Raw genomic sequence first — 17759 nt, forward strand, 5'->3', positions numbered from 1 at the left:
ATTTCATGACATAATCCATTATTACACCCATGTGATAGGTCTTTACAGAAATGGATAAAAAGTCAATAAAGGTTCTGCAATAAGCATTGGTAGGGGCAAATCCTAAACAAATACGATAGTTTGGTCTATACTTGATTTGCAAGTTGGGGAAAACATTCTAAATAAACTCTTCAAGAGGGAAAGACTCTTGTCAGAGAGTCTGTGCATATTGTAGTTTAAATCAGCAAGTAAGGTTGTGTTAAGGTTTTAAGTTCCATAAGTTGGGTGAAATTGTTATGCTTAGGGTGGGTAATTTTTTTTCATTCGATTCATTGGAGACATTATTTGAATGTTTGAAGATGCAAAGGGGAGCATCTCATTGAGGTAATCAGAATGGAGTGCTGATATGGGTTGGACAGATGAACGCGTTGAACTTCTTAAAAAGTTCTGGAGTGAGGGGTTGAGTGCAAGTCAAATTGCCGCCCAGTTAGGTGGGGTCAGCAGGAATGCGGTGATTGGTAAAGTGCATCGGTTAAAGTTACCGGGACGTGGTAAAACAGCACAAGGGAGTGTGCGTGCACAAAAAACACCTGCTAGTCCATCATCTCCGCGTATGCGTCGCGCACCAGCGACAGTATTACCAACGAGCGCTACGTCTTGCAGCGTTGGAGCAACAACTTTAAAGGTAGAGTTTGTAGCCGAGGATGTAAAAGAGCCCGATGTGCCTGAAAAACCGAATGTCGTTGTACCTATATCACGCCATCTTAATCTTTTGCAATTGAGTGAGAATACATGTAGATGGCCTGTTGGGGATCCTTTATCATCAGATTTTCATTTTTGTGGTGCTGATTCCGGTGAAAATAGTCCCTACTGTGCTTTTCATGCTAAAATAGCATTTCAGCCAGTATCTGAAAGACGGCGGATAAGAATATAATAATTTGAATGTAGCGTATATTGGCTTTTCTATTTTATCATTAAGATAGAGTTTTCCATGAGAGAGGAGTTTGTGAGGGTAGGCTTTTGCTGAAAAGAGAAGTTTTTTCTATTTTCACTAGCTTTTATTTCAATTTAGCTTTACACTTTTCTAAAGTGTCTACAGTATTTATTCAGTTACGTAATTAGTCTTAAAGAACTCATTTTTTAGTTATTCTATTTTACCCATCCCTAATATACAGCTACTTTTGCATTAAGCCCCACAAGAATGCAAAGGGCGTTTTCTTGAGTATTTTATCCATCGATCACTTTTTACTATAACATGTGATCAAGTTTTTAAGGATCTATCATAAAAGCGAGAGATAAAAAATTTAAACCCTATTCTCATTCTTCAATATGGGAAAGTAACGCTTTATCTTTATGCATTAATGTATTGTTGTTTGGGGTATTTTCTTGCATGATGGCCTTTTCAATTTTGGGTAGGATTTTGTTTTGATAAATTTGCCATGTTAAGGGACCTGCATGTTTGGCAATAATAATGCAGTCTTTATTCAAAAGGAAGGTTTCTGGTGCTCCATATACTCCCCAATTAATGGCTGTATATCCTGAAGCATCAAAGCCAATTACTTTAAAAGGATTCCCAAAACGATTCAGAAAGCGCTGAGCATTTTCTTTATTATCCTTATAATTAATGCCAATAAGATCAAAACGTTTATCTTGTGCAATTTTCATCAAAAACGGATGTTCTTTACGACAAAATGAGCACCAAGATCCCCAAAAATTGACCAATGTTATACGTCCTTTAAATTGGTCTGAATGGAGGAGATGATTTTCATTGTCAAGAAGGGGAAGATTTATTTGGGGGGCAGATTTTTCAACATAGCTGTTTGGTAGAAGAGAAGTATCATTGGGATATCTTCTCCCTATAAGATAGAAGAAAAGCACAATGAGAAGAGAAAAAAACACAAATGGCCCCAAAAGACCAAAAATGATAGATAAAGATGTGTTTTTTTTAATTTTTTGAGAGGTATTTTTCATTATGTTTTTCCTTCAAAAACAGTTCTTTTTTATTCAACTGTTGTAGAATTTTTTTTTGATAGAGAGCTTTGCAAAGGATATGTCCAATAAAGCAGAGAAGGAAGATTGCGGAAAGCACGTAACTTAAAATAACAATTTGCTTGTGGTGAAGAGTACCAAGAAACCAGTCAATTTGCTGAGAGAGATTTCCCAAAAGTCCGCTATGAATACTATTAAAATCAGGCATAATAAAGATTCCTAATGTTGTGCATGACGGGCTTTTTTTCTCTGAAGTAGCTGGATATGACGACTGTTGATTTCGTTGCGCATAGCTATCAAATAGAGCAAAATAAACAGAAAGCTAAAACAAAAGAGCATCGTAATAAGGGGCAATAACATAGCAGGTTCGATTGTTGGTCCTCCTGAACGTAATAGTGATGCCGACTGATGGAGTGTATTCCACCAATTAACGGAAAATTTGATAATGGGAATATTTACAAGTCCAACGAGTGTGAGAATTGCTGTTGCGCGTGCAGCTTTTTCTTGATTATGAAAAGCACGAGCAAGCATGATGATGGCAAGATAGATAAAAAATAAGATTAAAACCGATGTGAGTCGTGCATCCCATACCCACCATGTTCCCCATGTAGGGCGTCCCCAAAGTGCGCCTGTCATCAGGGCCAAAGCTGTAAAGACTGCTCCAATAGGCGCACCACATTTAAGTGCCACATCAGCAAGATGATATCTCCAAATCAGATTCCCTAAAGCAGCAGCGCTTATGATAACATAACAAAATGTAGAGAGCCACGCGAAGGGTACATGAATATACATAATCTTGACAGTAATGCCTTGCTGATAGTCATCAGGAGAATGCATAATCAGAATAAGTCCTAGGATAAGAAGGCCCAATGTCACACTGGTTAACCAAGGTAAAACAACACTGCTTATTTTCATAAAACGGGTTAAACTTACTGGGAGTGTCCCCATTTTATGTCTGTGAGATATTTCATTCATGGAATTTATAATAGGCAGAGTTTTGCTGTGCGGCAATTATCTTTTACTCTTCTGATAAAAGCTTGAGCGTTATAGCTGTGACAACAGAACTAAAAAGACTCAAAAGAAGTGAGAAAGCGATAAGAAGAGTCAAGGAACTCAGAAAAGAGATATTTGGATTTGTTGGAGCTGTAGCAGCTGAAACGCCAAAAATCATAATGGGAATGATCCATGGTAAAATAATGATAAAAATAAGAAGAGAGCTATGTAACAATGACGTTGCAAGGGCAGCTCCTATAGCGCCAATAAAAATAATAGCAGGTGTTCCACATAAGAGAGTGAGTATTGTTGTAAAAGTTGTTACAGTATCGAGATGGAGCATGAATGCTAAAATTGGTGTAATAAAAATAAGCGGAAGCATTGTTCCTACCCAATGGGCGAGGCATTTGGTAAATACCATCAGTGTAAAACTTTGTCTTTGTCCAGAAAGAATGAATTGATCAAGACTTCCATCATTATGATCGGTTTGAAAAATTTTATTGAGATTGAGAAGTCCTGCGAGAAGAGCTCCAAACCATAATATGCCAGGACCTATTTGTGTAAGTATTTTAGGATCTGGTCCAATGGCGAAAGGGGTTATGATAATAACAGCGATGAAAAACAACAGCCCTTTTAATGAAGAGGTTTGTGGTGCTAAGGTTAATTTAAGATCACGCCAGAACAGTGCTTTCATTCTTTTTTTTCTTGGGGAGGTAAGAATTTTTCCAGAACAATGTTATGGTTTTCTGGAATGCCGAGAGGATTATGTGTTGCAGCGATAATCATACCTCCTTGGTCTAGATGACATTGAAAAATATGACCAAGAAGAGTTTGAGCATAGCTGTCAATTCCAGATATTGGTTCATCTAAAATCCAAATAGGACGATAGGAGAGCAAAAGGCGGGCAATAGCCACCCGTCTTTTTTGCCCAGTTGACAAAATATGAAAGGGTAAGTTTTCAAGATCAGAAAGACCGATATCGGCAAGAGCTTCATGGGGAGAGCGTAGATTTTGTCCATAAAATGCTGACCAGAATTGTAAATTATCGATGACGGACAAAAAAGATTTCATAGCATTTTGGGGGGAAAGATAATGGCATGCAGTTGCTACAGGATATATTTGTTCTTGTTCTTTAAGGATGACATTGCCCTGCGTAGCTTTAAGAAGACCGGCAATAATTCGCAGTAATGTAGATTTTCCGATTCCATTTGGACCTGTGACTGTCATAAGTTGTTGTGGGAGTAAACAAAAGGAAAGGCCTTGGAACAGAATCTCTTCGTTTCTGTGAGCTGCTAAATCTATGCCCGATAACACCATGTGTTTACCCATTTTTCTATTGTTTCTATAATCTTTATTGCATTATAAGATAAAAAACACGTTTTTTATGTAATTTTACCTAGAATAGTTCTAGAAATAGTTCTATAAGACATATCTTACATCAAGATCTGGTGAAGAATGGTTTTTGGTGTCGATTTCTGAATTTGCTGATAAAAAGGCAGAGGAGGAAATGGGAGGGAGAAGTTATTGCGTCTGCACTCAAGCTGCGACCTTGACTCGTAGTTTGTGTTGTTTGTTCCGGAAAATTGGATGGTTTGTAGTATGAGGGTAGACAGTCGTGACTCAAATTGATAGCTTTAATTGTCGTAGAATTTTGAATGTTTGTGGCAAGGAATATACTTATTATAGCCTGATCGAAGCGGAGAAAAATGGACTTAACGGCATTTCTCACTTACCGTTTTCGATGAAAGTAATTCTTGAAAATTTATTACGGTTTGAAGATGGACGCACGGTTAAGAAAGAAGATATCTTAAACGTTGCTAAATGGTTAAATGATAAAGGCAGTGCTGGTGCCGAAATTGCTTATCGTCCTGCACGCGTCCTCATGCAAGACTTTACAGGTGTTCCTGCGGTTGTTGATCTTTCTGCGATGCGTGATGCTATGGTCAAACTTGGAGGGAATGCTGAAAAAATCAACCCTCTTATTCCTGTTGATCTTATTATTGATCACTCCATTATCGTTGATGATTTTGGCAATCCCATGGCTTTTAAGGAAAATGTTGAGCATGAATATGAACGCAATGGTGAGCGTTATCGTTTCTTGAAATGGGGACAGCAGGCATTTCAAAATTTTCGTGTTGTTCCTCCAGGAACGGGGATTTGTCATCAAGTAAATCTAGAATATTTGGCACAATGCGTCTGGCTGAAGGAGGAGCAGCAGCAGACAGCTTATCCTGATACCTGTGTGGGAACTGATTCGCATACCACTATGGTCAATGGTTTGGGTGTTTTGGGGTGGGGCGTTGGCGGTATTGAAGCTGAAGCGGCAATGTTAGGCCAGCCCGTTTCTATGTTATTGCCTGAAGTGATTGGTTTCCGCCTAACAGGTAAACTGAAAGAAGGTGTAACGGCGACTGATCTAGTGTTGATGGTGACACAAATTCTACGCAAGAAGGGTGTTGTTGGTAAATTTGTTGAGTTTTTTGGTCCTGGTCTGGAACATATGACACTTGCAGATCGGGCAACAATTGCGAATATGGCTCCCGAATATGGAGCAACCTGTGGTTTTTTCCCCATTGATAAGGAAACAGTGCGTTATCTCAATATGACAGGGCGGGATGAGAATCGAATAGCGTTAGTAGAAGCTTATTCCAAAGCGCAAGGGATGTGGCATGATGAAGCTGTCGCCGATCCCATTTTTACTGATACAATAGAATTAGATATGGGAAATGTTGTACCTTCTATGGCTGGTCCTAAGCGTCCAGAAGGGCGTATTGCCTTGGAAAGCGTTGGGCAAGGTTTTGAGAAAGCATTAGTTGAGGATTATAAGAAGACTTCAGAGCAAGATGTTCGTTATCAAGTTGAAGGTGAGGAATATGCGCTTGGCCATGGCGATGTGGTGATTGCGGCAATTACTTCTTGCACGAATACATCAAATCCAAGCGTTCTTATTGCTGCGGGGCTTTTGGCACGTAATGCTGTGGCAAAAGGTCTAAAAAGCAAACCATGGGTTAAGACTTCTCTTGCACCTGGTTCTCAAGTCGTTGAAGCTTACCTTCACAATTCAGGACTGCAAAAAGATTTGGATGCACTAGGATTTAATTTAGTAGGATTTGGATGCACAACCTGTATTGGAAATTCTGGTCCTTTGTATCCTGCTATTTCCAAAACGATTAATCATCAGGGTCTTATTGCAGCTGCAGTTCTTTCAGGAAATCGTAATTTTGAAGGGCGGGTATCACCTGATGTGCAAGCAAATTATTTAGCTTCACCACCATTGGTTGTTGCACATGCTTTGGCTGGAACAGTACGCAAGGATTTAACAAAAGAACCTTTAGGAACAGGTTCAGATGGTCAACCAGTCTATTTGAGGGATATTTGGCCCACCTCTCAGGAAATACAAGAATTTATCGAAAAGAATGTTACGCGTAAGATTTTTGCTGAAAAATATGCAGATGTGTTTAAGGGCGATGAGAATTGGCAAAAAGTTAAGGTTCCAACAGGAGTGACGTATGCTTGGGACGAACAGTCAACATATGTTCGTAATCCACCCTATTTTGATCATATGCGGAAGATTCCTGATGTTTTGCCAGATATCAAAGATGCACGGATTTTAGGTTTGTTTGGTGATAAAATCACGACAGATCATATTTCTCCTGCTGGTTCCATTAAGATTGATTCTCCTGCTGGAAAATATTTAACGGATCATGGAGTTCAAGTCGCTGATTTTAATCAATATGGAACGCGTCGTGGGAATCATGAAGTGATGATGCGTGGGACCTTTGCCAATATCCGCATTCGTAACTTCATGCTAGGAGAAAATGGTCGTGAAGGAGGCTATACAGTTCATTATCCATCAGGAACAGAGCAAGCGATTTATGATGCAGCTATGGTGTATAAACAAGAAGGCGTTCCATTAGTTATTTTTGCCGGTATTGAATACGGTAATGGATCATCTCGTGATTGGGCGGCTAAGGGTACGAACCTTCTTGGTGTAAAAGCAGTGATTGCTCAATCTTTTGAGCGAATTCATCGTTCTAATCTTGTTGGTATGGGAATTGTTCCCTTTGTATTTGAAGAGGGTACGAGCTGGAAGTCTTTGGGCTTAAAGGGGGATGAAAAGGTAAGCATTGAAGGAATTCATAACTTAAAACCTCGTCAAAAAACAGTTGCCATCATCACTTTTTCTGATGGAATGATAAAAACTGTTCCATTATTGTGCCGTGTTGATACTGAAGATGAGTTAGACTATTTGCACCATGGTGGTATTTTGCAATATGTTTTGCGTAATTTGGCAGTTTAAAGCGAATTTATAAGTTTAGAACTGTCTTTAAATCATGAAGGTTTCAAGAGGTTAGGATCTGCTTTTTATACTTAATCTGTGAAAATTCGATTGACGTTGGCTTAAGGATTGCGTTATAAGCCACTCAGTTATTAGCAGCTTTCTAGTATTGCTTGAATTGGTTTATTTGGATTGGTCGAGATAGTCTTTGTGCTAACCCTATCCGATGCGTTAAAAGAAAGATATATTTATGGCGAATACACCTTCCGCACGAAAAGCGGTGCGCAAAGTTGCGGCACGCACGCAGGTTAACAGAGCACGTCGTTCGCGCGTTCGTACCTTTATGCGTAAGTTTGATGATGCTTTGGCTGGTGGCGATAAGGCATCTGCGGAAATAGCATTTAAGAATTTTGAACCTGAAATTATGCGTGCTGCTTCCAAAGGCGTTTTTCATAAAAATGCTGCTGCGCGAAAAGTATCGCGTTTGGCAAAGCGTTTGAAAGCACTGAGCATTTAAAGCTTTTTCATTTTTTTAGGATTTAAAGATGAGGCCAGCATCGAAGGGTGCTGGTTTTTTTTTCCAAAAATGCATCACTTTTTAAGAGAGGGAATCAATTATGATTCCTTCTATGAGGAAGAAGAGACGATTTATAAAGTTTTGATGGTTATCCACAAGCTTTGTGGATTTTTGCAGAGTCTTTTCTGTCAAGCATTTTTATTTTTTTTTTTTAATCCGCATGGATTCTTTAATTATTGGTAAATTTAGGGAAAAAAAATGAATTGAATCAATAATTTTTCCTATCTCTGATTTATATAAACAGGTTTATAGGAGTTTTTGGTTTTATTTTGACCCCTTGCATTTTACCTCTGCTGTTTTGTATGTTTCTGACGAAGACTGAAAACAGGCAGGGTTCACATCAGTTTGTTATCCTGTAGTGTGTTGAGTGTAAGATGCTTGAGTTTAGGCTGTCATAGGCTCTTATGTTGGATAGGTTTTCTAACGTGTTTTTTAGTTTTCTCGGGTGGTATGTTTGCCGTTTTAGGAAAATGGGTCATATCATGAGTGCAAGTAAATCTTATTGGTCATCTTTATTGGTGGGGTTGTAATGAAACTATCCTAGGGGAGGGTAAGTAATCTTATTTGGGGTAGGGCGTTTTGCCGTTGCTATGTTGGTTTTTAGCTATTTGGCAAGACAAATTTTTTATTTTTATCAGGATGAAAGATGGTGGATAAATTGAACTCTAAAGCTAGTTCCTTTAAAAGGGTTTCGGTGAATATCCTGTCGGCAGAAAAAGTAATCAAGATGACGGATAGTGGTGGAGCAGTGAGTAGAAATATTTCTGGAGGGTTTCCTATTATTTCAGAGGAAGAGGGTGCAGCGGCTTTTGCACGGGTTATGGCCCAGTTGAAGGCGCAGGTTGGTATTGAGGCTTATACGAGTTGGTTTGGTCGTGTCAAGCTTGCTGAATATAGTCGTAGTCTTGTAAAACTTTCTGTTCCCACAGCATTTTTACGTTCATGGATTAATAATCACTATGGTTCTCTTTTAACAAATTTGTGGAAACAAGAGAATGCATCGATTCTTCGTGTTGAAGTTATTGTTCGCGGTATGAAGCGCGTTTCGGGAGGTGTGACCTGTAAAACAAGTGCAGCCCCTGTTGTTTTGGAAGAGCAAACGACACAATCTTTTATTGAGAGTTACACAGAGAATTCTGGAAAGAATGTTCAAGCGGGTGTTTTTGGTTCGCCACTTGATTCTCGTTATACGTTTGAAAGTTTTGTAGAGGGTTCTTCTAATCGTGTTGCTTTAGCTGCGGCACGTTCAATTGCAGAGGGGCATAAAAGTGCTTTAAGATTTAATCCTCTTTTTGTTCATGCATCTGTTGGTTTAGGAAAAACGCATTTGCTTCAAGCTATTGCGGCGGCGGCTTTGGAGCGTTTAACGCCTGCGCGGGTTATTTATTTAACTGCTGAATATTTTATGTGGCGTTTTGCAACGGCTATTCGTGATAATGACGCTCTTTCTTTTAAAGAGCAACTTCGAGATATTGATCTTCTCATTATTGATGATATGCAATTTTTGCAAGGAAAGTCGATTCAACATGAATTCTGTCATTTACTTAATATGTTGCTTGATAGTGCGAAACAGGTTGTTGTTGCCGCGGATCGTCCACCAGCAGAATTAGAATCGCTTGATCTTCGTGTTCGGTCTCGTCTTCAGGGAGGAGTAGCCCTTGAAATTGAGGCGCCGGATTATGAAATGCGTTTGAAAATGCTAAAGCTGCGATTAAAAGCAGCACAGCAAGATGATAGTGTTCTTTCGATTTCGGATGATATTCTGGAGTATATTGCAAAAACAGTTTTAGGATCAGGACGTGATATTGAGGGGGCTTTTAATCAACTCTTGTTCCGCCAGTCGTTTGAAACTGATTTATCCTTAGAGCGGATTGATGAGCTGTTGGGTCATTTGACACGTTCTGGTGAGCCTAAGCGTATTCGAATCGAAGAAATTCAGCGTACGGTTGCACGTCATTATAATGTTTCTAAACAGGATTTGTTATCTAATCGTCGCACACGCACAGTTGTCAAACCGCGACAAGTTGCGATGTATTTGGCAAAAATGTTAACGCCTCGCTCATTGCCAGAAATTGGGCGTCGTTTTGGTGGTCGTGATCATACGACAGTTTTACACGCTGTTCGTAAAATTGAAGATTTGGTTTGTGGTGATCAGACATTGGCCAAAGAGCTTGAGTTGCTTAAACGGTTGATTGGAGAGCAGGCTGCTTAGTATTTGCAGTCTTTCTTGATCTTTAAAGAAATATTGTAGGGGGGTAGGCGGTATGTTTCTTTCTTATATTCAAGAGTCACTTGCCATTTTAAGATAGGTTGAATAAAATTCAGCAGATGATTCTTAAGGAAAGAGGTCATTTTTCTAGAGAATTTCTATAATTTCTTGTAAATTGTAATGGAGATTTTATGCGTATTACAGTTGATCGCAGTCAGTTTCTTAAATCTCTTGGTCGTGTTCACCGTGTTGTGGAGCGTCGTAATACAGTTCCTATTTTGTCGAATGTATTGATTGATGCAGAAAATGGGAGTGTGCAATTAAAAGCAACGGATCTTGATTTAGAGGTCACGGAGTCTTTTGCAGTTAATGTTGCACAAGCAGGAGCGATAACTGTCCCCGCATATTTGTTGTATGATATAGTTCGCAAACTTCCTGATGGTAGTGAGATTATCTTGTCAGTTGATGAGAATCAAGCAAGTACGATGTCTGTCGTTTCGGGTTGTGCGCATTTTCAGCTTCAGTGTCTTCCTAAAATAGATTTTCCAGAGTCTCTTCCAGGTCAGTTTGGTTATCGTTTTTCTCTATCGGCTTCAGGGTTGAAACATTTACTTGATTGTACGCAATTTGCTATTTCTACTGAAGAGACTCGTTATTATCTTAATGGGATTTATTTTCATGTTGTGAATGATGATATTTTGAAGTTGCGTTTGGTTGCGACCGATGGTCATCGTTTGGCACAAGTTGATATGGAGGCTCCTTCAGGTATTGATGGTATGCCTAGTGTCATTATTCCTCGTAAAGCCGTAGGAGAATTGCAAAAGCTTCTTTCTGAAGAAATTGATGGTGATGTATGTATAGAACTTTCAGAGACAAAGATTCGTTTTTCTGTAGGTTCCGTGGTTTTTACATCGAAGTTAATTGATGGAACATTTCCAGATTATCAGCGTGTTATCCCTCTTGGAAATGATAAAAAATTGATTGTTAACAGGCAGGATTTTTCTTCTGCTGTTGATCGTGTTTCAACGATTTCAAGTGATCGCGGACGTGCAGTGAAATTAGCGATTGAGAAAGGACAATTGAAGCTTGTTGTGCATAATCCTGATTCGGGCAGTGCGGAAGATCAATTAGCGGCAACTTATACATCTGATCCGTTTGAGATAGGGTTTAATTCACGCTATCTTTTAGACATTGCTGGTCAGCTTTCGAGTGATGAGATGGTTTTTATGTTGGCAGATGCTGTAGCGCCAGCTCTGATTCGTGATAATGATGACTCAGATGCGCTTTATGTGTTGATGCCCATTCGTGTTTAGGGACTATTGTTTTGCAATGCATGGCTGGTCATGTGCAAAAGGTGGCAGTGAGACAGCTAAAGCTTGTGCGGTATCGCAATTATTCTTCCTTTAATATCCATTTTTCAGGTCAGCATGTGGTTTTTACTGGCCATAATGGTGCTGGTAAGACGAATCTTTTAGAAGCGTTATCTTTTCTTTCTCCTGGCCGCGGTTTGCGTCGTGCAGCTTATTCTGATGTTAGTTTGGCAAATGGTAAAGGGGAGGGATTTGTTGTCTTTGCACGTCTTGAATGTGCTCTTTATGGCGAAGTAAAGATTGGTACAGCACTCGAAATTGATACGAATAGTCGCAAAATACATATTAATGGTGTAAATGAGACAGGAGATTGCTTAACAGATTACTGTCATATTAGTATTCTTATTCCTTCTATGGATGGGCTTTTTATAGGTCCTTCGCTTGAGCGGCGTCGTTTTTTAGATCGTATGGTTTTGGCTATTGATCCTTTGCATAGTCGCCGCATAGCAGATTATGATAAGGTGATGCGTGCGCGCAATCGTTTGTTTTTAGATGGCAATGAGAATTACGCTTGGTTTGATGCGTTAGAAAAGCAGATGGCAGAACTGGCAACGGCTATTGCTGCGGCACGTATTGATGTCATTCGGCTTTTAAATGATATGTTTGTACAAACGCCATCGCAGAGAGCTTTTCCACGCGCTTTTTTGCAAATTGATGGTTTTGTCGAAAAGGCTCTAAGTAAATTATCGGCGGTTGAGGTTGAAGAGCAATTTTATAATCGGTTGCGACATAACCGTGCAATAGATCGTGCAGCTGGACGGACTCTAGAAGGACCACATCGCACAGATTTACAAGTTTTTTATGCTGATAAAAACATGGCTGCAGCATCTTGTTCTACGGGTGAGCAAAAGGCGTTGCTAACAGGTTTGGTTTTATGTCATGCACGTTTAACAGGTATGATGTCCCAGAAAGCTCCTATACTTCTTCTTGATGAAATGGCAGCACATCTTGATTCTCATCGACGTTCTGCTTTATTTGATATTCTTGATGACTTGAGGGGGCAAACATTTATGACAGGAACAGACCGCGTTTTATTTGATGCCTTAAAAGGACGAGCAGAGTTTTTTGAAATTAAAGATGGAGCTTTATTTTAATAAAAATATGCTAAAGTTTTTTGAAAAATGACGGTCGAAAAGAAGAGGCTTACGATGTCTGCAATTATAACGGTTTTAAACGGTCCCAATTTAAATTTTCTTGGGCAACGTGAGCCAGAAATTTATGGAACTGAAACTCTAGAAGATATTGAAAAATTCTGTCAAGAATGGGCAACAACAGCGGGTGTAATAGTACATTTCTATCAAAGCAACTATGAGGGGAAATTGGTAGAGTGGATACAAGAAGCAGTTAGAACAAGTGCAGGATTGATAATCAATCCTGCTGCTTATAGCCATACCTCTGTTGCAATTCTTGATGCCTTAAAAATTTTTACAGGGATAAAAGTAGAGGTGCATTTGTCTCATATTTATCATCGTGAATCGTTTCGCCATCATTCTTATACGTCTGCCAGTGTGGATGCTGTCATTGCCGGTTGTGGGAGTGATGGGTATTGGTTTGCGCTTGAATATATTGCCAAGAGGCTTAAATTTGGCATAGAGGAATCAAAAGTTGTATAATGTCAATGAGGGCATTTGAATTTACTTGATAATTCTTTTTAAATCGGTAAGCATATTGTTAAGATTTTGTCATCTTTTTATGGCAATTTCTGATCCGTATGATGGGGCAGGTGAAATGAAAAACTTTGTTAAACAAATAAAGATGCTCGTAATTTTAGGGCTTATGTCGCTTTTATCAGGTTGTAAGTTTGACGTTCTTCACCCAGCGGGATATGTTGCTCGGCAGCAGCTTATTTTGATTATTATTTGTGTTGCTGTTATGCTGTGCGTTGTGATCCCAGTCATGGTGAGTGTTGTGTTTTTGGCCATTAAATATCGTGCATCAAACACGTCTGCAGAATATTTACCTGAGTGGGGACATTCCAATAAAATTGAAGCATTTATGTGGAGTATTCCAATTGTTATTGTTTCTGTTTTAGGCGCTTTGACGGCCTATTACACCTATAAGCTTGAACCAGAGAATCCACTTCCAATAGAGGTTGTTGGTGAAGGGGAGCCGTTGCAAATAAATGCTGTGGCGACTGATTGGAAATGGGTCTTTATTTATCCTCAATATGGTATTGCAGCAGTCAATGAAATTTACGCACCTGAAGGTCGCCAAGTTTTATTGCAGTTGACATCAGAGAATTCTGTTAATGCTTTTTGGGTAGCAAAATTGGGCACGGTTCTTTATGCTATGCCGCAAATGAATTCTAAATTACACTTAGTTGCTGATAAGCAAGGAGTATTCAACGGAACTTCAGCAAATTACAGTGGCGATGGTTTTGCAGGGATGCGGTTTAAATGGCATTCTGTATCATCGCAGGATTTTGATAATTGGATTTCTAAAGCGCGGGTCCATGGTAAAGTTCTTGATCGTGCATCTTATCGTCAGCTTGCTATTGCGCCTCGTATGGGTGATATTGCTGCGAAAGAAAAGGACGCTGAGGTGCGTTATTTTGCACCTGTTGAGAAGCAGCTTTACTACCGTATTGTTAATCGATGTGTTGATGAAAATACGGTGTGTAATGAAGATTTAATGAAGCGTGCTGCGGCTCAGACACTTTGGGGTGCACTTTGTTCAGTTTTTGATCCTAGTGGTTATTGAGGTTATCAATCGAGAAAGAGACCTTTTTAAAATAAGGCCTCTTTAAAATGAAATTTATCTGATACGGGTTGAGAAATGTTTGGAAGACTTACAGATCCTACGGCTGGTGCTTTTCATGCACTAGCACATGAACCGATCGTTCTATACACATGTATTGCGATTGTTGTGGGTTGTTTAATTGCTGTTATTGCTTTGACAGCACTTGGATGGTGGGGAGTTTTATGGCGAAATTGGATTACAACAGTTGACCATAAACGCATTGGCATTATGTACATAGTGCTTGGTATTATTATGCTTGTTCGCGGTTTCGCGGACGCAATCATGATGCGAACGCATCAGGCCTTTGCTCTTGGGAGCGAAACAGCAGGTTATTTGCCCCCTGAGCATTTTGATCAGATTTTTTCGGCCCATGGCACCATTATGATTTTCTTCATGGCTACGCCGATTTTATTTGGTCTTTTCAATTATCTTATACCTCTTCAAATTGGTGCTCGCGATGTTGCCTTTCCTTTTGCAAATAATTTGGGATTTTGGATTACAGCTGCCGGAGCAATATTAATTAACATATCACTAGGTGTTGGTAATTTTGGTCGTGGTGGTTGGTTAATGTATCCCCCTTTTACAGAGTTGCAAGGCAGTCCAGATACAGGGGTAGACTATTATTTGTGGTCACTTCAACTTTCTGGGATTGCAACGACGATGGGTGCAATCAATTTTGTTGCAACTATGATTAAAATGCGCGCTCCTGGAATGACGATGATGAGGATGCCCGTCTTTTGTTGGAGCGCTTTTGTTAGTAATGTCCTTATTTTAGTGATTTACCCTGTCTTAGCTGTAGCGTTTGCTCTCTTGGCATGTGACCGTTATTTGGACATGAATTTTTTTACCAATGTTGGTGGCGGAAATCCAATGGTATGGATTAACTATGTTTGGGTTTTTGGGCATCCTGAAGTTTATGTTTTGGTTGTTCCTGCTTTTGGTATTGTTTCTGAGGTTGTCTCAACATTCTCTTCAAAACGTCTTTTTGGTTATACCTCAATGGTATGGGCTATGCTGGTTATTTTGATTCTTTCGCTTCTTGTTTGGGGACACCATTTCTTTACGATGGGTGGAGGTGAAGCTGTGAACACCTTCTTTAGTCTTGCCACGATGATTATTGCGGTTCCAACGGGTGTGAAAGTTTTTAATTGGTTGCTAACCATGTATAAAGGGCGGATTCGTTTTGAGCCTCCAATGCTTTGGTGCATGGGGATGATCTTTACATTTGTAGGTGGTGGATTAACAGGTGTTTTATTATCTATTGTGCCTGCGGATTGGCAATTTCATAATTCGCTGTTTTTGATAGCGCATTTCCATCATACAATTATTGGAGGTGTTGTGTTTGCTTATTTAGCTGGGCTTGCTTTTTGGTTTCCAAAAGTTTTTGGGTATAAACCGAATCGGATGTTAGGTATTGCATCTTTTTGGTGTTGGTTCATTGGTTTTTATCTTGCCTTTTTTCCGATTTATGCGCTTGGACTTATGGGTGCGACGCGCCGTCTTCAACATTACATGGAGCCTAGTTGGCAGCCGATGTTTATGATTGCAGCGCTGGGTGCCTTTATTATCTTGGTTGGTATCCTTTGTTTTGTCCTGCAAGTTGTTTTAGCAATTTGGTATGGTATTAAGCATAAGGGACGCTTGCCCGTAACACTAAATGATTCTTGGGGTGATGCACGTACACTTGAATGGTTTACCTCTTCACCGCCTCCTTCCTATAATTTTGCAATTATTCCAGAAGTACATTCCGATGATGCTTATTGGAATATGAAGAAGAATGGTTATCAGCGTCCGACAAGTGGATTTTCGAAAATTCATATGCCATCAAATACATCGGCTGGAATTATTGCTGGGTTCTTTTCATTAGTTGTTGGTTTTGCACTTGTTTGGCATATTTGGTGGCTCGTTGCGATTGGAATGATTGGTTTTGTTGCGACGATTGTGTGTCATTCTTTAACAGGTGACCATCATGGTTACTATATTTCGGCTGAAGAAGTGCAAAAGACAGAAGATGCTTTTACAGCTGTTCTTAAAGAACAAGGGGCAACAGTATGAGTACAATGGCAATGAAGAATACTCACATTGATGAACATCATCACGATAATAGTTCGGTTATGACGTTTGGTTTCTGGGTTTATATCCTTTCGGATTTGATCCTGTTTTCGACACTTTTTTCAAGTTTTGCTGTTTTTTCTGCTTCTTATGGTGGAGGAAAAGCAGGTAATGAATTTATTGATTTAAAGTTTGTTTTGGTTGAAACTGCTATTTTATTGCTTTCATCAATTACTTATGGGTTTGTGATGGTACAAACCCATAAAGGTAATCTCAGTGGTGTGCGTTTATGGATGGCTGTTACCTTTGTACTTGGATGCTGCTTTATTGGAATGGAAATTTATGAATTCCATGAGCTTTTGGGCGAAGTATTTTATTACGATCCCAGTGCTTATGCTGGTATTGATCCTGCAACGGGCTTAAAGCTTTTTGGAAAAGAAGTTTTATCTGCTTATTGGTCAGCGTTTTTTGCTTTGGTTGGCACCCATGGTCTTCATGTGAGTGTAGGTCTTCTTTGGATGGTGGTTATGTTTTTTCATTTGCGTCGGAGTGGTTTGGATCAGGATAATAAAACGCGTTTAACATGTCTTTCAATTTTTTGGCATTTGCTTGATATTGTATGGGTCGGTGTTTTCACCATGGTTTATCTGTTAGGAGCGCTGTAATGAACATGAAAAGCGAAACACATGGTCCCAGTACGGGTTCCTATTTAATTGGCTTTATTCTCGCTGTATTTTTTACTTTGGGCTCTTTTATTCCTGTAATGTACGGAATGATGGAAAGCTGGGCAATTAGTACGAAGGTTGCGTATCTTATTGGGATGGCAATTATTCAGATTATAGTGCAGATTGTTTTCTTTTTGCACTTGAGTTCTGGTCCAGATGCGAAATGGAATATAAGTGCTTTATGGTTTGCAGCTATTTGCGTTTTAATTATTGTTGGAGGTACGTGGTGGGCTATTTCCCATTTGAATTATAATATGATGGGTGGTTCAGGACGTATTATTGAGCCGGAAATGACAGAAGGAAATGGTTCTGTATCGGTGGATAAATTATCAGATACACAAAAGCTAAAGAGAAATTTATTAAGCATTCAGGTTTCTACGGGACAAGAGCCGGATGCGCAGGCTCCTGTAGAGCAAGAACCAAGTATCGAAATGCCTGTGGAGCAAGAGCCGCATATGCAGGCTCCTGTAGAGCAAGCACCAAGCGTTGAAATGCCTGTGGGGCAAGAGCCATATATGCAGGCTCCTGTAAAGCAAGCACCAAGCATGCAAATGCCTGTGGAGCAAGAGCCACATATGTAGGCTCCTATAGAGCAAGTACCAAGCATGCAAATGCCCGCACAGTAAAACTACTAAGAATAAAAATATTCATAGAGCCAATGCCCAATGCATTGGCTCTTTTTGTTAGCGTTAGTCATAAACAAGTTATAGGATGTAAGGTGAGTGATAAATAGGGGTAGAGAGTAGTCATTGAAGAGACAATTATTTTGAATATATTTTTATTTTAAATGCGCAAGTTCATAAATAACTGAGCGAAATCTTCATTTTGGCTTGAGATAAGCAGCCAT

At 39.5% G+C, this 17759-nt stretch carries 16 protein-coding genes; 11 read left to right on the forward strand and 5 right to left on the reverse strand.

The features are described from left to right. Positions 1-385 precede the first annotated feature (385 nt). Positions 386-913, forward strand: coding sequence for a GcrA family cell cycle regulator (locus ABD917_RS01595; RefSeq protein WP_345118333.1), 528 nt, complete (start codon positions 386-388; stop codon positions 911-913). A gap of 383 nt (positions 914-1296) precedes the next feature. Here the strand turns inward: ABD917_RS01595 and ABD917_RS01600 are convergent, their stop codons facing one another. Genes ABD917_RS01600 through ccmA form a run of 5 tightly spaced genes read right to left on the reverse strand, consistent with a single transcriptional unit; the run spans position 1297 to position 4278 of the window. Next, a complete protein-coding gene (locus tag ABD917_RS01600) occupies positions 1297-1950 on the reverse strand; it encodes a DsbE family thiol:disulfide interchange protein (protein ID WP_345118334.1) in 654 nt (217 codons plus the stop codon). After that, positions 1925-2176: a hypothetical protein gene (locus tag ABD917_RS01605; RefSeq protein WP_345118335.1), complete on the reverse strand. Its 252-nt coding sequence runs from the start codon at positions 2174-2176 to the stop codon at positions 1925-1927. Before ABD917_RS01605 ends, ABD917_RS01600 begins: the two co-directional genes overlap by 26 nt. 11 nt (positions 2177-2187) lie before the next feature. Continuing rightward, on the reverse strand, positions 2188-2943 hold the full coding sequence (locus ABD917_RS01610; protein ID WP_345118393.1) for a heme ABC transporter permease: 756 nt from the start codon (positions 2941-2943) through the stop codon (positions 2188-2190). A gap of 43 nt (positions 2944-2986) precedes the next feature. After that, positions 2987-3655, reverse strand: a complete 669-nt coding sequence (gene ccmB, locus ABD917_RS01615) for a heme exporter protein CcmB (protein ID WP_345118336.1) — start codon at positions 3653-3655, stop codon at positions 2987-2989. After that, positions 3652-4278, reverse strand: coding sequence for a heme ABC exporter ATP-binding protein CcmA (gene ccmA, locus ABD917_RS01620; RefSeq protein ID WP_345118394.1), 627 nt, complete (start codon positions 4276-4278; stop codon positions 3652-3654). Before ccmA ends, ccmB begins: the two co-directional genes overlap by 4 nt. A 298-nt stretch (positions 4279-4576) precedes the next feature. On the opposite strand from ccmA, the gene acnA reads away from it, so the two are divergent. The 10 genes from acnA (at position 4577) to cyoD (ending at position 17493) form a co-directional block, all read left to right on the forward strand. Further along, positions 4577-7261 carry an aconitate hydratase AcnA gene (acnA, locus tag ABD917_RS01625; protein ID WP_345118337.1) on the forward strand — a complete coding sequence of 895 codons (2685 nt, stop codon included), beginning with the start codon at positions 4577-4579 and terminating at the stop codon, positions 7259-7261. A gap of 229 nt (positions 7262-7490) precedes the next feature. Further along, on the forward strand, positions 7491-7757 hold the full coding sequence (rpsT, locus tag ABD917_RS01630; RefSeq protein WP_345118338.1) for a 30S ribosomal protein S20: 267 nt from the start codon (positions 7491-7493) through the stop codon (positions 7755-7757). A 706-nt stretch (positions 7758-8463) separates the two neighbouring features. Further along, positions 8464-10029: a chromosomal replication initiator protein DnaA gene (gene dnaA, locus ABD917_RS01635; RefSeq protein ID WP_345118339.1), complete on the forward strand. Its 1566-nt coding sequence runs from the start codon at positions 8464-8466 to the stop codon at positions 10027-10029. 188 nt (positions 10030-10217) lie between these two features. Then, entirely contained in the window at positions 10218-11339 is a 1122-nt protein-coding gene (gene dnaN / locus ABD917_RS01640; RefSeq protein ID WP_345118340.1) for a DNA polymerase III subunit beta, read from the forward strand. Positions 11340-11359: 20 nt separating this feature from the next. Then, positions 11360-12490: a DNA replication/repair protein RecF gene (gene recF, locus ABD917_RS01645; RefSeq protein WP_345118341.1), complete on the forward strand. Its 1131-nt coding sequence runs from the start codon at positions 11360-11362 to the stop codon at positions 12488-12490. A 54-nt stretch (positions 12491-12544) separates the two neighbouring features. After that, the gene (gene aroQ, locus ABD917_RS01650) at positions 12545-13009 is read left to right on the forward strand and encodes a type II 3-dehydroquinate dehydratase (protein WP_345118342.1); all 465 of its coding nucleotides are present in this window, start codon (positions 12545-12547) and stop codon (positions 13007-13009) included. 115 nt (positions 13010-13124) lie between these two features. After that, entirely contained in the window at positions 13125-14096 is a 972-nt protein-coding gene (gene cyoA, locus ABD917_RS01655) for a ubiquinol oxidase subunit II (protein WP_345118395.1), read from the forward strand. 75 nt (positions 14097-14171) lie between these two features. Further along, entirely contained in the window at positions 14172-16190 is a 2019-nt protein-coding gene (gene cyoB, locus ABD917_RS01660) for a cytochrome o ubiquinol oxidase subunit I (protein WP_345118343.1), read from the forward strand. Continuing rightward, positions 16187-16852 (forward strand): cytochrome (ubi)quinol oxidase subunit III, encoded by a 666-nt coding sequence (locus ABD917_RS01665; RefSeq protein ID WP_345118344.1) that lies wholly within the window; start codon positions 16187-16189, stop codon positions 16850-16852. The genes cyoB and ABD917_RS01665 overlap by 4 nt, the downstream gene beginning before the upstream one ends. Further along, positions 16852-17493: a cytochrome o ubiquinol oxidase subunit IV gene (gene cyoD, locus ABD917_RS01670; RefSeq protein WP_345118345.1), complete on the forward strand. Its 642-nt coding sequence runs from the start codon at positions 16852-16854 to the stop codon at positions 17491-17493. The genes ABD917_RS01665 and cyoD overlap by 1 nt, the downstream gene beginning before the upstream one ends. Positions 17494-17759 lie beyond the last annotated feature (266 nt).

This window comes from Bartonella pachyuromydis, assembly GCF_039543065.1.
Lineage (GTDB): Bacteria > Pseudomonadota > Alphaproteobacteria > Rhizobiales > Rhizobiaceae > Bartonella > Bartonella pachyuromydis.